Annotated in this window: 16 protein-coding genes; 11 read left to right on the top strand and 5 right to left on the bottom strand. The window is 70.8% G+C overall.

Translation table 11 applies throughout. The annotated features are described in order from the left end of the window. Nucleotides 1-35: 35 nt before the first annotated feature. Both OG429_RS23670 and OG429_RS41485 read right to left on the bottom strand, forming a co-directional pair. Nucleotides 36-1616, bottom strand: a complete 1581-nt coding sequence (locus OG429_RS23670; protein WP_328927272.1) for an acyl-CoA mutase large subunit family protein — start codon at nucleotides 1614-1616, stop codon at nucleotides 36-38. Between the two features lie 143 nt (nucleotides 1617-1759). Next, entirely contained in the window at nucleotides 1760-2059 is a 300-nt protein-coding gene (locus OG429_RS41485; protein ID WP_405921771.1) for a hypothetical protein, read from the bottom strand. Between OG429_RS41485 and OG429_RS23665 the strand changes: the two genes are divergently transcribed. Beyond that, nucleotides 2058-2678, top strand: coding sequence for a L,D-transpeptidase family protein (locus OG429_RS23665; protein WP_405678874.1), 621 nt, complete (start codon nucleotides 2058-2060; stop codon nucleotides 2676-2678). The genes OG429_RS41485 and OG429_RS23665 overlap by 2 nt on opposite strands. A gap of 174 nt (nucleotides 2679-2852) precedes the next feature. Here OG429_RS23665 and OG429_RS23660 read toward each other — a convergent pair whose 3' ends face one another. Further along, the gene (locus tag OG429_RS23660; RefSeq protein ID WP_328927270.1) at nucleotides 2853-3908 is read right to left on the bottom strand and encodes a hypothetical protein; all 1056 of its coding nucleotides are present in this window, start codon (nucleotides 3906-3908) and stop codon (nucleotides 2853-2855) included. Next, entirely contained in the window at nucleotides 3908-4660 is a 753-nt protein-coding gene (locus OG429_RS23655) for an RNA polymerase sigma factor (protein WP_328930386.1), read from the bottom strand. Before OG429_RS23655 ends, OG429_RS23660 begins: the two co-directional genes overlap by 1 nt. 345 nt (nucleotides 4661-5005) lie before the next feature. Between OG429_RS23655 and OG429_RS23650 the strand changes: the two genes are divergently transcribed. The 9 genes from OG429_RS23650 (at nucleotide 5006) to OG429_RS23610 (ending at nucleotide 12213) form a co-directional block, all read left to right on the top strand. Then, nucleotides 5006-5665, top strand: coding sequence for a 2-oxo-4-hydroxy-4-carboxy-5-ureidoimidazoline decarboxylase (locus OG429_RS23650; RefSeq protein WP_405678877.1), 660 nt, complete (start codon nucleotides 5006-5008; stop codon nucleotides 5663-5665). A gap of 152 nt (nucleotides 5666-5817) precedes the next feature. After that, nucleotides 5818-6198 carry a succinate dehydrogenase, cytochrome b556 subunit gene (gene sdhC / locus OG429_RS23645; RefSeq protein WP_328927269.1) on the top strand — a complete coding sequence of 127 codons (381 nt, stop codon included), beginning with the start codon at nucleotides 5818-5820 and terminating at the stop codon, nucleotides 6196-6198. Between the two features lie 5 nt (nucleotides 6199-6203). Then, complete coding sequence (locus OG429_RS23640) at nucleotides 6204-6686, top strand: succinate dehydrogenase hydrophobic membrane anchor subunit (protein WP_328927268.1); 483 nt, start codon at nucleotides 6204-6206, stop codon at nucleotides 6684-6686. Between the two features lie 23 nt (nucleotides 6687-6709). Beyond that, entirely contained in the window at nucleotides 6710-8464 is a 1755-nt protein-coding gene (gene sdhA / locus OG429_RS23635; RefSeq protein WP_328927267.1) for a succinate dehydrogenase flavoprotein subunit, read from the top strand. Continuing rightward, nucleotides 8464-9231, top strand: a complete 768-nt coding sequence (locus OG429_RS23630) for a succinate dehydrogenase iron-sulfur subunit (protein ID WP_328927266.1) — start codon at nucleotides 8464-8466, stop codon at nucleotides 9229-9231. The genes sdhA and OG429_RS23630 overlap by 1 nt, the downstream gene beginning before the upstream one ends. Before the next feature lie 178 nt (nucleotides 9232-9409). Next, entirely contained in the window at nucleotides 9410-9772 is a 363-nt protein-coding gene (locus OG429_RS23625) for a hypothetical protein (protein ID WP_328927265.1), read from the top strand. 40 nt (nucleotides 9773-9812) lie between these two features. Beyond that, nucleotides 9813-10361: a hypothetical protein gene (locus tag OG429_RS23620; RefSeq protein WP_328927264.1), complete on the top strand. Its 549-nt coding sequence runs from the start codon at nucleotides 9813-9815 to the stop codon at nucleotides 10359-10361. A gap of 103 nt (nucleotides 10362-10464) precedes the next feature. Beyond that, a complete protein-coding gene (locus OG429_RS23615; protein WP_328927263.1) occupies nucleotides 10465-11229 on the top strand; it encodes an alpha/beta fold hydrolase in 765 nt (254 codons plus the stop codon). Nucleotides 11230-11325: 96 nt separating this feature from the next. Continuing rightward, on the top strand, nucleotides 11326-12213 hold the full coding sequence (locus OG429_RS23610; protein ID WP_328927262.1) for a hypothetical protein: 888 nt from the start codon (nucleotides 11326-11328) through the stop codon (nucleotides 12211-12213). 44 nt (nucleotides 12214-12257) lie between these two features. Here the strand turns inward: OG429_RS23610 and OG429_RS23605 are convergent, their stop codons facing one another. Then, nucleotides 12258-13685: an MFS transporter gene (locus OG429_RS23605; RefSeq protein ID WP_328927261.1), complete on the bottom strand. Its 1428-nt coding sequence runs from the start codon at nucleotides 13683-13685 to the stop codon at nucleotides 12258-12260. Between the two features lie 141 nt (nucleotides 13686-13826). Here OG429_RS23605 and OG429_RS23600 point away from each other — a divergent pair, with 141 nt between their 5' ends. After that, the gene (locus OG429_RS23600; protein ID WP_328930384.1) at nucleotides 13827-14648 is read left to right on the top strand and encodes a helix-turn-helix transcriptional regulator; all 822 of its coding nucleotides are present in this window, start codon (nucleotides 13827-13829) and stop codon (nucleotides 14646-14648) included. Nucleotides 14649-14670 lie beyond the last annotated feature (22 nt).

The following is a 14670-nucleotide window of genomic DNA, read 5'->3' as shown; positions in this document are numbered from 1 at the left end:
TGTCCCATAGGGTTACACCTGTCGCGTCATCGATTTCACCAGTTGGAATCCGCCGGTTCGTACGCGCCCCACACCTCCCGCAGCGCCCCGCACACCTCCCCCACCGTGGCCCGGGCCCGCAGCGCCTCCTTCATCGGGTACAGCACGTTCTCCGTCCCCCCGGCCGCCTCCCGAACCGCCGCGAGCGCCGCCGACACCGCCGCCCCGTCCCGCTCCGCCCGCAGCCGGGCCAGCGCCGCGCACTGTCGCGCCTCGATCTCGGGGTCCACGCGCAGCGGCTCGTACGGCTCCTCCCGCTCCAGCGCGAAACGGTTCACACCGACCACCACCCGCTCCCCGCTCTCGGTCTCCTGCGCGATGCGGTAGGCGTTCCGCTCGATCTCGCCCTTCTGAAAGCCGGCCTCGATCGCGGCCACCGCGCCGCCCTGCGCCTCGACCCGCCGCATCAGGTCGAGCGCGGCCGCTTCCAGGTCGTCCGTCATCCGCTCCACCGCGTACGAGCCGGCGAAGGGGTCCGCCGTCTGCGGCACGTCCGTCTCGTACGCGAGGACCTGCTGGGTGCGCAGCGCGAGGCGGGCGGACTTCTCCGTGGGCAGCGCGATGGCCTCGTCGAAGGAGTTGGTGTGCAGCGACTGCGTGCCGCCCAGTACGGCCGCCAGTGCCTGCACGGCCACCCGTACGAGGTTCAGCTCGGGCTGCTGTGCCGTCAGCTGGACCCCCGCCGTCTGGGTGTGGAAACGCAGCATCAGCGACTTCGGGTCCCGGGCCCCGAACTCCTCGCGCATGACGCGGGCCCAGATCCGCCGGGCGGCGCGGAACTTCGCGACCTCCTCCAGCAGGGTGGTGCGGGCGACGAAGAAGAAGGAGAGCCTGGGCGCGAACTCGTCGACCGCCATCCCGGCCGCCAGGGCCGTACGGACGTACGCGATGCCGTCGGCGAGGGTGAAGGCCACCTCCTGCGCGGGCGAGGCCCCCGCTTCGGCCATGTGGTAGCCGGAGATGGAGATGGTGTTCCACTTCGGGATCTCGGCCCGGCAGTAGCGGAAGGTGTCGGCCGTGAGCCGGAGCGAGGGCTCGGGCGGGAAGATGTACGTCCCGCGGGCGATGTACTCCTTCAGGACGTCGTTCTGCACCGTCCCGGTCAGCTGCGCGCCCTCGATCCCCTGCTCCTCGGCGACCAGCTGGTAGAGCAGCAGGAGCAGCGCGGCGGGCGCGTTGATGGTCATGGAGGTGGAGACCCGGTCGAGGGGGATCCCGTCGAACAGGGTCCGCATGTCGTCGAGCGAGTCGACCGCGACCCCGACCTTGCCGACCTCGCCGTGCGCGAGAGGGGCGTCGGAGTCGTGACCCATCTGGGTCGGCAGGTCGAAGGCGACGGACAGGCCGGTCCCGCCGCCCGCGATGAGCTGCCGGTAGCGCGCGTTGGACTCGGCCGCCGTGCCGAATCCGGCGTACTGCCGCATCGTCCACGGCCGGCCGGTGTACATCGTCGGATAAATCCCCCTGGTGTAGGGGAAATCACCCGGAACGCCCAGTTCGGTCTCCGGGTCCCGCCCCGTCAGATCGCCGGGGCCGTAGACGGGTTCGATCGGGATGCCGCTCTCGGTGCGTGCCATGTGACGTAAACCTCCATAGAGCGACCGGCCCCGGGACTGGTACAACCGTCCCGCCCCATCGCGTAAGGCTGCGGACGACCCCTGGTCACAATGGCGCAACATCCCGGGTCCGAGCGCAACTCTCCACGCACGCGAGGCATCACCTACATACACGACGTAGAAACCGGGGGGACTGCAATGCAGCGCCAGAGATTGATAATCCGCACGATCGGGGTGGCAACCGCCGTCGCGCTCGCCGCGACCGCCTGCGGGCCGCAGAAGTCGGAGTCGGCCGGCTCCGCTTCCTCGGCCCCCTCTTCGCCCACGGCGGCCGCCACCCCCGAAGCCTCTCCGACCACCGACGGCAAGCCCGGCGACGCGTCGCCGTCGGCCTCTCCGTCCGCGTCGGCGTCCGCGTCCCCGTCGGCGTCCGCCTCGCCTTCGCCGACGGTGAAGCAGATCATGGCCAACGGAGACGACACCGAGCAGGTGCGCGAGCTCCAGGCACGCCTGAAGCAGCTCAAGTTCATGTCGGTCGCGCCGACCGGCTTCTACGGCACGAAGACCACCGCGGCGGTCAAGTCCTTCCAGTCGAAGCACTCCCTGAACGCGACCGGTTCGGTCGACGAGGCCACCTGGAACAAGATCCAGAGCTCCTCGAAGAAGCCCACCGCCGACGAGCTGCGCCCGCCGACGGAGAACGAGGCGGACGCGCCCGACCCGCGCTGCATGGAGGGCCGGGTCATGTGCATCAGCAAGGAGAGCCGCACCCTCGCCTGGATGATCGACGGCAAGGTCGTCTCCACGATGGACGTGCGCTTCGGCTCGGAGAACACCCCGACCCGCGAGGGCGTGTTCAACGTGGGCTGGAAGGCCAAGGACTGGACGTCGACGATCTACCACACGCCGATGCCGTACGCGATGTTCTTCAGCGGCGGCCAGGCGGTGCACTACTCGGCCGACTTCGCGGCCCGCGGCTACGCTGGCGCCTCGCACGGCTGCGTGAACGTCCGGGACAAGAAGAAGCTGTCGGCCCTCTTCGACCAGGTGCAGGTCGGCGACAAGGTCGTCGTCTACTGGTGAGCCGGGCGGCGGCCGCAGGCCGGTGGTCGGAAGTTAGTGGCGCGGGCAGGGCCGGGGGAACGTGCCCCGCCCGCGCCGTTTGCGCAGAGCCCAGGGGTACGGGGGGAACCCCGGCTCATGCGCAGCCGATGACCAGTCGGCTCGTTATGTACTGCGCCGCCGATTCGAAAAGTGTTACAGGCTGCTCGATGCGGGTTGTGAGAGCCGGTCGGGCAGGGCCGCCGAGGCCCCCGGGAGCGGCGGTGCCACGGTCGGGGCCTTGACCGACCCGGCACCCGTACCGCCCACGGACATGCCCGGGGAGTCCATGCGCTTGCCGTCGTCGACGACGCCGTCCAGCAGCGCCCCGCAGTAGGACGGGATACGAGCGAGGCCGCGGGCCAGGTGTGAGAGCCGCTCGCGCCGGTCGTCGTTGAGCCGGCCGGACCGGTAGTCCTTGCAGAGGTCCACGGCCCGGCGCATGTTCTCCCGGTCCTGGTCGCGGTCCTTGCTGTCGCCGCCGAAGAAGTCCGGGGTTCCGTCCGTCCGGGACTTGCCGTCCTTGCCGTCCTTGCCCGTGCCACCGGTGGCGGGCGTACCGGACGAGAATCCGCCGGCGGACGCCGTACCGCTCGCGGACGTACCCGGCTGCTGCGTCGGGCCCGTGGAGGCCGACGGACTCGCGCCGTCCCGCAGCGGGGTGGGGCGCAGCTGCGGGCTGAGCGTCGAGGCCCCGCTGCCGTCGCCCGGGGTGGGCACGCCGTCGGCGCTCACCGACATCGCGGGGCCCGGCCCGGCGGTGTCGTGCCGCGACTGGTCCAGCAGCCCGGCGCCCGCCGCGGCGGCCAGTCCGCCGACCGCGACGCTCGCGAGGGCCGCCGCCAGACCGAACCGCACCGTCCGAGCGCGCCGGGGCGCGGGAACGCGGAAGGCGGCGGAGGCGCGGCCGATGTCGACCAGGGGTTCGCCGGAGAACGCCGCGGACTCGCGGCGTTCGGAGCGTTCGGTGCTTGCGGGCGTGGCCGCGGAGCCGCCGCGCGCCGCGAGGAAGGCGGCCACCGCCGCGGCCTCGCCGGGCAGTTCCCCGGTCGCGGGCGGCGGTCCGGCCAAGGCGTCGAGGGCAGCGCGCAGCCGGGCGGCTTCGCGCCGGTCCCGCGGGTCGGCGTCCGGTCCCACAGGTTCCGCCGGTTCACCGCGCAGCAGTTTGTCCGCGGCGGCGCTGTCCAGCCACCTGTCGCGCTCGTCGGCCATCACATGTCCTTCTGCGTCCGCCAACGTGAATGCGTCACACCGGTTTTTTCTACGAGGCCCCCGCCGTGGCCGCGCTGTGCGGGTACGGCGTCGAGATCCCTCCCGCCCCCGCCGCCCCGCGCCTGGCCACCGGCATTATGGCCGACGCGCGGCCCCCGGTCCGAGTCCGGTACCGAGTCCGGCGCGAAGTCGCCCTCCGCGTCCTGCGCTCCGAGCAGCTCCGCGAGCTTCTTCAGGCCGCGGTGAGCGGCGGTGCGCACGGCGCCGGGCCGCTTGCCGAGCGTCTCGGCCGCGCTCTTCGCGTCCAGGCCGACCACGACCCGCAGGACGACGGCCTCGGCCTGGTCCTGCGGGAGCTGCGCGATGAGCGCCATCGTCGTGCCGGTGGACAGGGACTCCATCGCCGCGACCGCGGTGTCGCTGTCGGCGGCCCAGCCGGTGAGCTCGGTGTCGTCGCCGCCGATGGCGGGGCGACGGCCGCGCATGCGGATGTGGTCGAGGGCCCGGTTGCGGGCGATGCGGGCGGCCCAGCCCCGGAAGCGGTCGGCGTCGCCGGCGAAGGAGTCGAGGTCGCGGGCGATCTGCAGCCAGGCCTCGGAGGTCACGTCTTCCGCGTCGCCGTCCCCGACGAGCGTGCGTACGTATCCGAGCAGCCGTGGGTGCACGGCACGGTACACAGCACGGAACGCGTCCTCGTCGCCGTCCTGTGCCGCGAGCACCGCGGCGGTCAGCTCCGCGTCGTCCCCCAGCAAAGTCCCCAACCCGTTCACTGTCCTGTACGTCTGGCGCAAATCAGCACGTTACGGCTTTCCCGCACCTTCGTCCACGAGTTGTACAACGAGCAACCAATCCTGCGCGGAGCGGGGTGTGACACAAAACGCACTCAGGACGCTGACAGGGATACGGGCTTGTCGCACGAGCCCGTGACGGATGGCGGCTGGGGCCTCTCCTGTGGGGGGTGGCGGCCTCGGCCGCCCTCCTTATCCCGATCCCGGGCGCTGCCCCGTCGAGGTCCACGGTACCCACGTCATCCTTTCGGCTCACTTCCGGGTGAAATCCCCGAATGGGTACGACACGCCTTGCCCTGCGTCTATAGCGTGGCCGTACACCCGCGCCACGCCCCGAGGAGCCCCCCGCTGTCCAGCCACCTTCCGGCACAGTCCCATGGGGGCATCCCTCCGGGGGCCCTTTCCGGACAGAGTCCGGGAGAGAAGTCCGGAGGAAGCCCCGGTCCTTCCCACGGCTGCGGGCTGGCCCGGTTCAACGCCCTGTCCCCCGAGGCCGCCCAGGCGGCCCTGATGCAGTGCTGCGGAAGCCGCCGCTGGGCGCACCGGGTCTCCACGCACCGCCCCTACCCCGATCTCGGCACGCTGATCGCCGCCGCGGACGAAGCCTCGTACGACCTCTCGCAGGCCGACCTCACGGAGGCACTGGCCGCCGAGTGCTCGGAGGAGCTGGGCCACGGGGCCTCGTACGCGGCGCTGCTGGCCCTCGACGCGGCGCACGCCGAGTACGAACGGAAGTTCGGCCACGCCTTCGTGATCTGTCTCGACGGGCATCCGCCGGAGGAGCGGGTGGCCCATCTGCTGGCCGCGATCCGCCGCCGGATGGGTCACGAGGAGGACGAGGAACGCTCGATCTCCGCCGACGAGCTGCGCCGTGTCGCGCAGGCCCGATTGTGCGACCTGACACATTGGCTGACGTCGGCGGATGGTCTGTCCGGGGCGGAAACGGGGCTATTCGCCCCTGTGGGATAGCCCGTCCGAGCCTGTTTGATCACACCGATGGCCCCCGCGCGAAGGAACCGACAAAGCGTCGCTACGATGTCCGGGGCCGGTGGACCGTACCCGGCCGGGCCCGACCGACAAAGAAGCCGGCTGGCCCCCGCCCCGCTTCCGGAGGGTTTTCCGTGCCGGCTGGAACGTTGTACCGCGGCCGGGAAGGAATGTGGTCCTGGGTGGCTCATCGAGTCACCGGCGTCCTCATCTTCTTCTTCCTGTTCGTACACGTCCTCGACACCGCACTCGTCCGCGTCTCCCCCGAGGCGTACGACGATGTGGTGGCTACCTACAAGACTCCGATCGTCGCGCTGCTGGAGTACGGCCTCGTCGCCGCAATCCTGTTCCACGCGCTCAACGGTCTCCGTGTCATCGCCGTGGACTTCTGGTCCAAGGGCCCGCGCCACCAGAAGAAGATGCTCTGGTGGGTCGTGATCATCTGGGTCGTGCTGATGGCGGGTGCTCTGTACCCCGTACTCGGCCACGCCTACCTTGAACTGTTCGGGAAGTGACACGCATGTCTTCTGACACTTCTTCCGCCAAGGCCATCGGCGACGTCGAGGGCGCATCCCTCTACGACGCCGAGAACCCGGCGCCTTACATCGAGGCCCCGCGCAAGCGGACCGGCAAGACCCCGCGCTCGACCCGCGGGAACTTCGAGATGGTCGCGTGGCTCTTCATGCGCCTCTCGGGCATCGTTCTCGTCGTCCTCGTCATCGGCCACCTGCTGATCCAGCTGGTGCTCGACGGCGGCGTGTCCAAGATCGGCTTCGCCTTCGTGGCCGGCCGCTGGGCGTCCCCGTTCTGGCAGGTCTGGGACCTGCTGATGCTGTGGCTAGCCATGCTGCACGGCGCCAACGGTCTGCGTACCGTCATCAACGACTACGCGGAGCGCGCCAACACGCGGCTGTGGCTGAAGGGCCTGCTCTACACCGCCACGGTGTTCACCATCCTTCTGGGCACGCTGGTGATCTTCACCTTCGACCCGAACATCCGCTAGGCAACGGGGCTGAGGCGAAACCAATGAAGATCCACAAGTACGACACCGTCATCGTCGGCGCAGGTGGCGCGGGCATGCGCGCCGCCATCGAGTCGACGAAGCGCAGCCGCACCGCGGTGCTGACGAAGCTCTACCCCACCCGCTCCCACACGGGCGCCGCGCAGGGCGGCATGGCCGCCGCGCTGGCCAACGTGGAGGACGACAACTGGGAGTGGCACACCTTCGACACGGTCAAGGGCGGTGACTACCTGGTCGACCAGGACGCCGCCGAGATCCTGGCGAAGGAGGCCATCGACGCCGTCCTCGACCTGGAGAAGATGGGCCTGCCGTTCAACCGCACGCCGGACGGCACCATCGACCAGCGCCGCTTCGGCGGCCACTCGCGCAACCACGGCGAGGCCCCGGTCCGCCGGTCCTGCTACGCCGCGGACCGCACGGGCCACATGATCCTCCAGACGCTGTACCAGAACTGCGTCAAGGAGGGCGTGGAGTTCTTCAACGAGTTCTACGTCCTGGACCAGCTCCTGGTCGAGGAGGACGGCGTCAAGAAGTCGGCCGGTGTGGTCGCGTACGAGCTCGCCACCGGCGAGATCCACGTGTTCCAGGCCAAGTCCGTCATCTACGCCTCCGGCGGCACCGGCAAGTTCTTCAAGGTGACCTCCAACGCGCACACCCTCACGGGTGACGGCCAGGCGGCCTGCTACCGCCGCGGCCTGCCGCTGGAGGACATGGAGTTCTTCCAGTTCCACCCGACGGGCATCTGGCGCATGGGCATCCTGCTGACGGAGGGCGCCCGCGGTGAGGGCGGCATCCTCCGCAACAAGGACGGCGAGCGCTTCATGGAGAAGTACGCGCCGGTCATGAAGGACCTCGCGTCCCGTGACGTCGTCTCGCGCTCCATCTACACCGAGATCCGTGAGGGCCGCGGCTGCGGTCCGGCCGGTGACCACGTGTACCTGGACCTGACGCACCTGCCGCCGGAGCAGCTCGACGCGAAGCTCCCGGACATCACCGAGTTCGCGCGTACGTACCTGGGCATCGAGCCGTACACGGACCCGATCCCGATCCAGCCCACCGCGCACTACGCCATGGGCGGCATCCCGACCAACGTCGAGGGTGAGGTCCTCTCGGACAACACCACCGTCGTCCCGGGCCTGTACGCGGCCGGCGAGGTCGCGTGCGTGTCCGTGCACGGCGCGAACCGCCTGGGCACCAACTCGCTGCTGGACATCAACGTCTTCGGCAAGCGCTCGGGCATCGCCGCGGCCAAGTACGCGCACGAGAACGACTACGTCGAGCTGCCGGAGAACCCGGCGCAGCAGGTCGTCGACCTCGTCGAGCAGCTGCGCGACTCCACGGGCAAGGAGCGGGTCGCCGACCTGCGCCTGGAGCTCCAGGAGACGATGGACGCGTGCGTGATGGTGTTCCGTACGGAGCAGACCATCAAGACCGCGGTCGAGAAGATCGCGGAACTGCGCGAGCGCTACAAGAACGTGTCCGTCCAGGACAAGGGCAAGCGCTTCAACACGGACCTGCTGGAGGCCATCGAGCTGGGCAACCTGCTCGACCTGGCCGAGGTCATGGCCGTGTCCGCGCTGGCGCGCAAGGAGTCCCGCGGCGGTCACTACCGCGAGGACTACCCGAACCGCGACGACGTCAACTTCATGCGCCACACCATGGCGTACCGCGAGGTCGGCGACGACGGCAAGGACTCCGTCCGGCTGGACTACAAGCCCGTCGTCGTCACCCGCTACCAGCCGATGGAGCGTAAGTACTGATGGGCACCCCGACCCTGAGCAAGACGGACCAGATGGAGGCCGCGGCCGCGGCTTCGCCCTTCATCACGGTCACGTTCCGGATCCGCCGCTACAACCCCGAGATCTCGGACGAGGCGCAGTGGCAGGACTTCCAGATCGAGATCGACCCGAAGGAGCGCGTGCTCGACGGTCTCCACAAGATCAAGTGGGACCTCGACGGCACGCTGACCTTCCGCCGCTCGTGCGCGCACGGCATCTGCGGCTCCGACGCGATGCGGATCAACGGCAAGAACAGGCTCGCCTGCAAGACGCTGATCAAGGACATCAACCCGGAGAAGCCGATCACGGTCGAGGCCATCAAGGGCCTCACCGTGATGAAGGACCTTGTCGTCGACATGGAGCCCTTCTTCCAGGCGTACCGCGACGTCATGCCGTTCCTGGTCACCAAGGGCAACGAGCCGACGCGTGAGCGCCTGCAGTCCGCCGAGGACCGCGAGCGCTTCGACGACACCACCAAGTGCATCCTGTGCGCCGCGTGCACGTCCTCGTGCCCGGTGTTCTGGAACGACGGCCAGTACTTCGGCCCGGCGGCGATCGTCAACGCGCACCGCTTCATCTTCGACTCGCGTGACGAGGCCGGCGAGCAGCGGCTGGAGATCCTCAACGACAAGGACGGCGTGTGGCGCTGCCGCACGACCTTCAACTGCACCGACGCGTGCCCGCGTGGCATCGAGGTCACGAAGGCGATCCAGGAAGTGAAGCGCGCGCTGATCACGCGTCGCTTCTGATTCCCCCTCCTTGACGCGGCAAGGCCCGCACCCCTCCTCGGGGTGCGGGCCTTGTGCGTACTCGGGGGCGCGTCAGGGTCGGCTGGGGGCCGTCCCCCATGGCCGATCTTCCTCACGGCAGGCTTACGGCCATGAAGGACTCCGCGAATTCCGTGAACTCCGCCACGCTCAGGGCCCGTTGGACCACCCTGGTCGCCGCCGGTCCGAGGGCGGCATGGTCCCCAACGCCCCCGACCTGGAACGGTTCATGGCGGCGCTGCTGCGCTGCCGGCTGCTGAAGCCCGCCCAGCAGCGGCAGTTGTTCACCATGCCAGCGCTCTCGGAGGGCAACGTGGACCGGTACAGCATGAGCGGCATGATGCGCGCCGAGGCCGACCGCGCCGTCGTCTGGGGCAAGACCGGCTCCATGGGCCCGTCCACCAGCGGGGTGTTCGCGACCGAGCGGGGCGGCCGCACCGTCGTCTACTCGCTCGTCCCCGCCCCCAACGACCGTGCGCAGATGCGCGTTCACCTCGGCCGCCTCATCACTGCGGCGCTCTGACGGGTACAGCCCGGAGGGCCGCTGTGGAAGGATCAGCGGCATGAGCGAGCAGCAGCCGAATCCGTACGCGGGCAACCCCGGCCAGGGCGGGCAGCCCGGCATGCCCGGCCAGGGTGACTACAAGTGGGGCCCCGGCGAGCCGAGTTACGGCTACCCGCAGCCCTACCCGGCGGCCGGGCCCCCGGCCTACCAGCCGACCATGGGCGCGGGCATCCCGGCCCCCGTCCCCGCACCCGCCCCGATGAACGGCGCCGGCGTGTCCCTCGGCGACATCACGGTCGTGGGGGACCAGATCATCACGCCGTCGGGCAACATGCCGCTGCGGGGCGCGGTTTGGAACGCGACGGACTTCTCGCGCACCGAGGAGAAGATCCCGACCCACGCGATCATCCTCGCCGTCATCTTCTTCCTGTTCTGCCTGCTGGGCCTGCTGTTCCTCCTGATGAAGGAGAAGAAGACCACGGGCTACATCCAGGTCTCGGTGACCAGCGGCGGCCGCCACCACTCCACGATGATCCCGGCCCAGGACCAGAGCACCTTCCCGTGGGTGATGTCGCAGCTCAACTTCGCGCGGTCGCTGAGCCTCTGAGGGGGCGTCCGGGCGGGGCGAAACACCGGCGAATCACCGGGGCGAATCACCGCGGGCGAAAAACGCGGTGGCGGGCCCCGCGCCCACCCGCCAGGATCGGCGCGTGATCATCTCCTTTGACGTGGCCGGGCCCGTCGACGCCCCCGCCGCCGTCCTGCTCCACTCCTCCGTCTGCGACCGGCGCATGTGGGACACCCCGTACGCGGCCCTGGCCGACGCCGGGTTCCGCGTGGTCCGGCCCGACTTCCGGACCTGCGGGGACTCCCCCGCCGCGCAGACCCCGTACACCGACGACGGCGACGTCGTCGCGCTGCTGGACCGGCTCGGCATCGAGCGCGCCGCGCTCGTCGGCTCCTCCTACGGCGGCCGGGTCGCCCTGCGGATCGCCGCCCTGCACCCGGAGCGCGTGACCCGCCTGGCCCTGCTCTGCGCGGGCCGCCCGGGGCACCGGCCCGGCTCGCCGCAGGTGCGGGAGTTCGGCGCCGCCGAGGACGGGCTGCTGGCCGCCGGCGACCTGGAGGGGGCGGCCGCGCTGAACGCCCGCACCTGGCTCGGCCCGGACGCCGATGAGGCCGCGCACGCCCTCGTACGGGCCATGCAGCTGCGGAACTTCCAGGGCTCCGCGCACCTCACCGAGGACCACGAACTCCCCGAGCCGGACATCGACTTCGCCGCCGTCACCGCCCCGGTCCTCGCGGTCGGCGGCGCCCACGACCTCCCCGACTTCCGCGCCGTCGCGGCCGAGCTCCCGTCCCTCGTCCCCGGCGCCCGCCACCTGGAGCTCCCCTGGGCGGGCCACCTGCCCTCGCTGGAGCGCCCCGCGGAGATCACCGAGCTGCTCCTGGAGTTCCTCCACCCGATCCGGTGACGCGGGCGCCTTCCGGCCGCGTAGGTCTTCGCCTTCCGGCCAGGGCGTCCTCGTCGGGCGGCTTGAAGATCATCAACGGGATGGGGAGGGTTTCACATGGGCATGAACGCGAAGAGGTTCGGTCTCGTCGGAGCGGTGGTGCTGCTGGGAGCGGGAGGGGCGAGTGGTGCGTTAGCGGTGCCTGCTGAAGATCTCCCCCGGCCGGTGCCCAGCGGTGCGGAACTGTCCGTCCGTCCCGGGGAGCGGGTCATCGTGACGACCGAGGCCATGAGGTCCGGGGACGCGTTCAGCGGTGTCCGGGTGACCTCACCGGCCTTCGCCGCCGACGGCACCTTCCGGATGGACGACCTCCTCCTCAAGGCGGTGGCGACAGTCTCCTGCACCACCGAGCCCGGTTCCTACGAGGTGCGGTTCGGCTCGCCCCTCGGTGACGAGAACGCCTCCAAGATCGACCGGCTGTGGGGCAGGATCCAGGTGGCCCCGGCCGATGCGGCGGAGCGGGCGGAGTGCGCGCGGCAGGTGGGCGCGCGGCCGCCCGAGTCCATGGAGGAGCGGTACCCCGCGGGCTCGGAGTGGCCGTCATCGCCCTGGGACGTGCGTTCCGTACCGGCTGGTGGGGAGCTGCATGCCACGGACGGTCTGGAGATGGGACACGACGGCATGGTCGAGCTGACGTCCCCCGGGTTCACGGGGCCGGTGGTCATGCGCGGCGCCAAGCTGGTGAGCGCCACGGTCCGGATCCGGTGCGACGCCCAGCCCGGCCTCTACGTCGTGCGCTGGAACGAGAAGGGCAAGCCCGCCAAGGAGTGGGCCCGCTACCGGGTGACACCCCCCGCGGCAGACTGCCGCGACGCGGCGTCCCCGCCCCTGGCGGGCGGCGCACGGCCGTGGGCGCCCTGGGCGTACGGGGCAGCCGCCGCCCTGGCGGCAGCCGGCCTCGCTGCGGGGTTGCGGTTGCGGTACCGGCGAGGCCGGTCGGCCTGAGACGAGTCCGGCAGGGACGGCTCTGCCCTCCACGCCGCAAGCCGTCAGGCCTTCTTGCGGCGGCCGAGGCCCAGGCCCAGGCCGGCAGCCACCAGGAGGGCCGCCGCGAGGACGATCGCCGCGTCGGTCGCCAGGACCGTGCGGACCCCGTCGAAGAGCGAGGCCTGGGTGGTGGCCACGACGCCGAGCAGCGGGATGCCGATCGTGATGCCGACCTGCTGGGTGGTGGTGACCAGGCCGGTCGCCAGGCCCTGCTCCTCGTCGGGCACGCCGCTCGTCACGACCAGCCCGTACGAGATGATCGCGCCGAGGTGGCACATGCTGGCCAGCGAGACCGCGACGGTCGCCAGCAGTGCGCCCGAGTCCGTGCCCACGGCCAGCAGCGCGGCGCCGAACGCCCCCTGCCCGAGCAGCGATCCGACCAGGACGCGGCGCGCGCCGAAGCGGCCGATGACCCTGGGGGCGTAGGAGCCGGCGAGGACGGACGCGACGCCCTGGACGCCGAACACCAGACCGGTCCGGAAGGACGACAGCTCCAGCGTCTCCTGGAGGTAGAGGGTCAGGACGAAGATGACCGTCGACATCATCGAGAACGTCACCAGCCCGGCGATGTTGCCCCACGCGACCGTACGCCGCTTCAGCATCGGCAGCGACACCAGCGGCGCCGCGGCCTTCGACTCCACCACCACGAACGCGGCGAGCAGCCCGACCCCGACGACCAGCGTGCCCCAGACGTCCACGTCGCCGAAGCCGCGCTGGGCCGCCGTCGACAGGGAGTAGATCAGCGCGAGCAGACCGCCGGTCACGGTGACAGCTCCGGGCACGTCCAGCCGCGGACGCTCGGGGGTACGGGACTCCGGCAGCAGCCCGGGGGCGAGGACCAGTACGACCACCGCGGCGACCGCGAGCAGGCCCATGGTGGAGCGCCAGCCCAGGGTGTCGGTCATGACTCCGCCGAGCACCATGCCGATGGTGAAACCGAGGGACAGCAGGGTGCCGGAGATGCCAAGCGCCTTGTCGCGCAGCGGCCCCTCGGGGAAGGTCGTGGTCAGCAGGGACATGCCGGTCGGCACGATGACCGCCGCGCCCAGGCCCTGCAGGGCGCGCCCGGCCAGGAAGGACGCCGGGTCCCAGGCGAGGGTCGCGAGCAGCGAGGCCGCGCCGAACAGCACGAGGCCGGTCAGGAACAGCTTCTTGCGGCCGAACAGGTCGGCGATCCGGCCGAAGAGGAGCAGGAAGCCGCCGGACGGCAGGGCGAACGCGGTGACCGCCCACTGGAGGGCGGACCTGCTCAGCCCGAGGTCCTTGCCGAGCACCGGCAGGGCCACGTTCAGTACGGAGAAGTCGAGCGCCACCATGAACTGGGCGGCGCAGAGCACGAAGAGGACCAGCTTGGCCCGGCCGGAGAGCCGGTCGTTCTCGGGGGCCGCCGTGCGCGGCCCGGTGGTTGTCGTCTGTGTGTCTATCGCCATGGCCACTACCCTCGCGGCCCGGGAATGCCGGTGCAGAGTGGGAACTTATCCTGTTGGCTGTACCACCAGGCAGCCTGACAGGGGGATTTCGTGGCGACGCGGATCGACGAACACCGGCGGACCGAGCTGCGCGAGTTCCTCATGAGCAGACGGGCCCGGATCACCCCGATCGAGGCGGGCCTGCCGGACGGCGGGGCCCGCCGCCGTACGCCGGGCCTGCGCCGTGAGGAGGTCGCCGTGCTCGCCGGGGTCGGGGTCTCCTGGTACCAGTGGCTGGAGCAGGGCCGCGACATCACGGTGTCCTCGCAGGTCCTGGACTCGGTGGGCCGCGTACTGAAGCTCAGCAGCGCCGAACGCCGGCACCTGTACGTCCTCGCCGGGCTCAATCCGCCCGCCCTGGAGGTCGCCCCGGCCGACCGGGGCATGTGCCAGGGCCTGAAGCGGCTGATCGACGCCTGGATGCCGTTCCCCGCGCACATCATGGACGCGTACTGGAACACGGTGATGTACAACGACGCGGCCGCGCTCGTCCTCGGGATGCGCCCGGAGATCGTGCAGAACTGCCTGATCGCCTTCTTCACCGACCCCATCTACCGAGCCCGCTCCCCGCACTGGGAAGAGGTCGCCTGCAATGTGGTGGCCCAGTTCCGGGCGGCCTGCTCGGAGCGTCCGAACGACGAGGGGTTCCGGGCGGTGGTCGAGGAGGCGCGGGAGCTCAGCCCCGAGTTCGCCGTGCTGTGGGAGCGCCGCGACGTCGAGCCGGGCGGCCAGCTGCAGAAGCAGTTGGAGCATCCGGCCGTCGGCACGCTGTACGTGGAGTCGACCCAGCTGCGCGTGCCTGCCCGCCCCGACCTGGCGATCGTGCTCCACACCCCGCTGCCGGGCACCGAGACGGCGGAGAAGCTGGAGTGGCTGACGTCGCCGGAGGGCCGGCGCGGGTCGATGTACCCCATCGCCGGCTGAGTCCGCTCCGGACGCCGTTCAG

Origin of the sequence: Streptomyces sp. NBC_00190, assembly GCF_036203305.1 — a bacterium.
Classification (GTDB): domain Bacteria; phylum Actinomycetota; class Actinomycetes; order Streptomycetales; family Streptomycetaceae; genus Streptomyces.
This window is presented reverse-complemented; position numbering and strand designations above follow the sequence as displayed.

What these genes read in the sequence shown, in the direction of transcription:
- OG429_RS23670 (WP_328927272.1), bottom strand. Translation starts at nt 1,616, where the DNA reads ATGGCACGCACCGAGAGCGGCATCCCGATCGAACCCGTCTACGGCCCC.
- OG429_RS23665 (WP_405678874.1), top strand. Translation starts at nt 2,058, where the DNA reads ATGGCCAACGGAGACGACACCGAGCAGGTGCGCGAGCTCCAGGCACGC.
- OG429_RS41485 (WP_405921771.1), bottom strand. Translation starts at nt 2,059, where the DNA reads ATGATCTGCTTCACCGTCGGCGAAGGCGAGGCGGACGCCGACGGGGAC.
- OG429_RS23660 (WP_328927270.1), bottom strand. Translation starts at nt 3,908, where the DNA reads ATGGCCGACGAGCGCGACAGGTGGCTGGACAGCGCCGCCGCGGACAAA.
- OG429_RS23640 (WP_328927268.1), top strand. Translation starts at nt 6,204, where the DNA reads ATGTCTTCTGACACTTCTTCCGCCAAGGCCATCGGCGACGTCGAGGGC.
- sdhA (WP_328927267.1), top strand. Translation starts at nt 6,710, where the DNA reads ATGAAGATCCACAAGTACGACACCGTCATCGTCGGCGCAGGTGGCGCG.
- OG429_RS23630 (WP_328927266.1), top strand. Translation starts at nt 8,464, where the DNA reads ATGGGCACCCCGACCCTGAGCAAGACGGACCAGATGGAGGCCGCGGCC.
- OG429_RS23620 (WP_328927264.1), top strand. Translation starts at nt 9,813, where the DNA reads ATGAGCGAGCAGCAGCCGAATCCGTACGCGGGCAACCCCGGCCAGGGC.
- OG429_RS23610 (WP_328927262.1), top strand. Translation starts at nt 11,326, where the DNA reads ATGGGCATGAACGCGAAGAGGTTCGGTCTCGTCGGAGCGGTGGTGCTG.
- OG429_RS23605 (WP_328927261.1), bottom strand. Translation starts at nt 13,685, where the DNA reads ATGGCGATAGACACACAGACGACAACCACCGGGCCGCGCACGGCGGCC.
- OG429_RS23600 (WP_328930384.1), top strand. Translation starts at nt 13,827, where the DNA reads ATGAGCAGACGGGCCCGGATCACCCCGATCGAGGCGGGCCTGCCGGAC.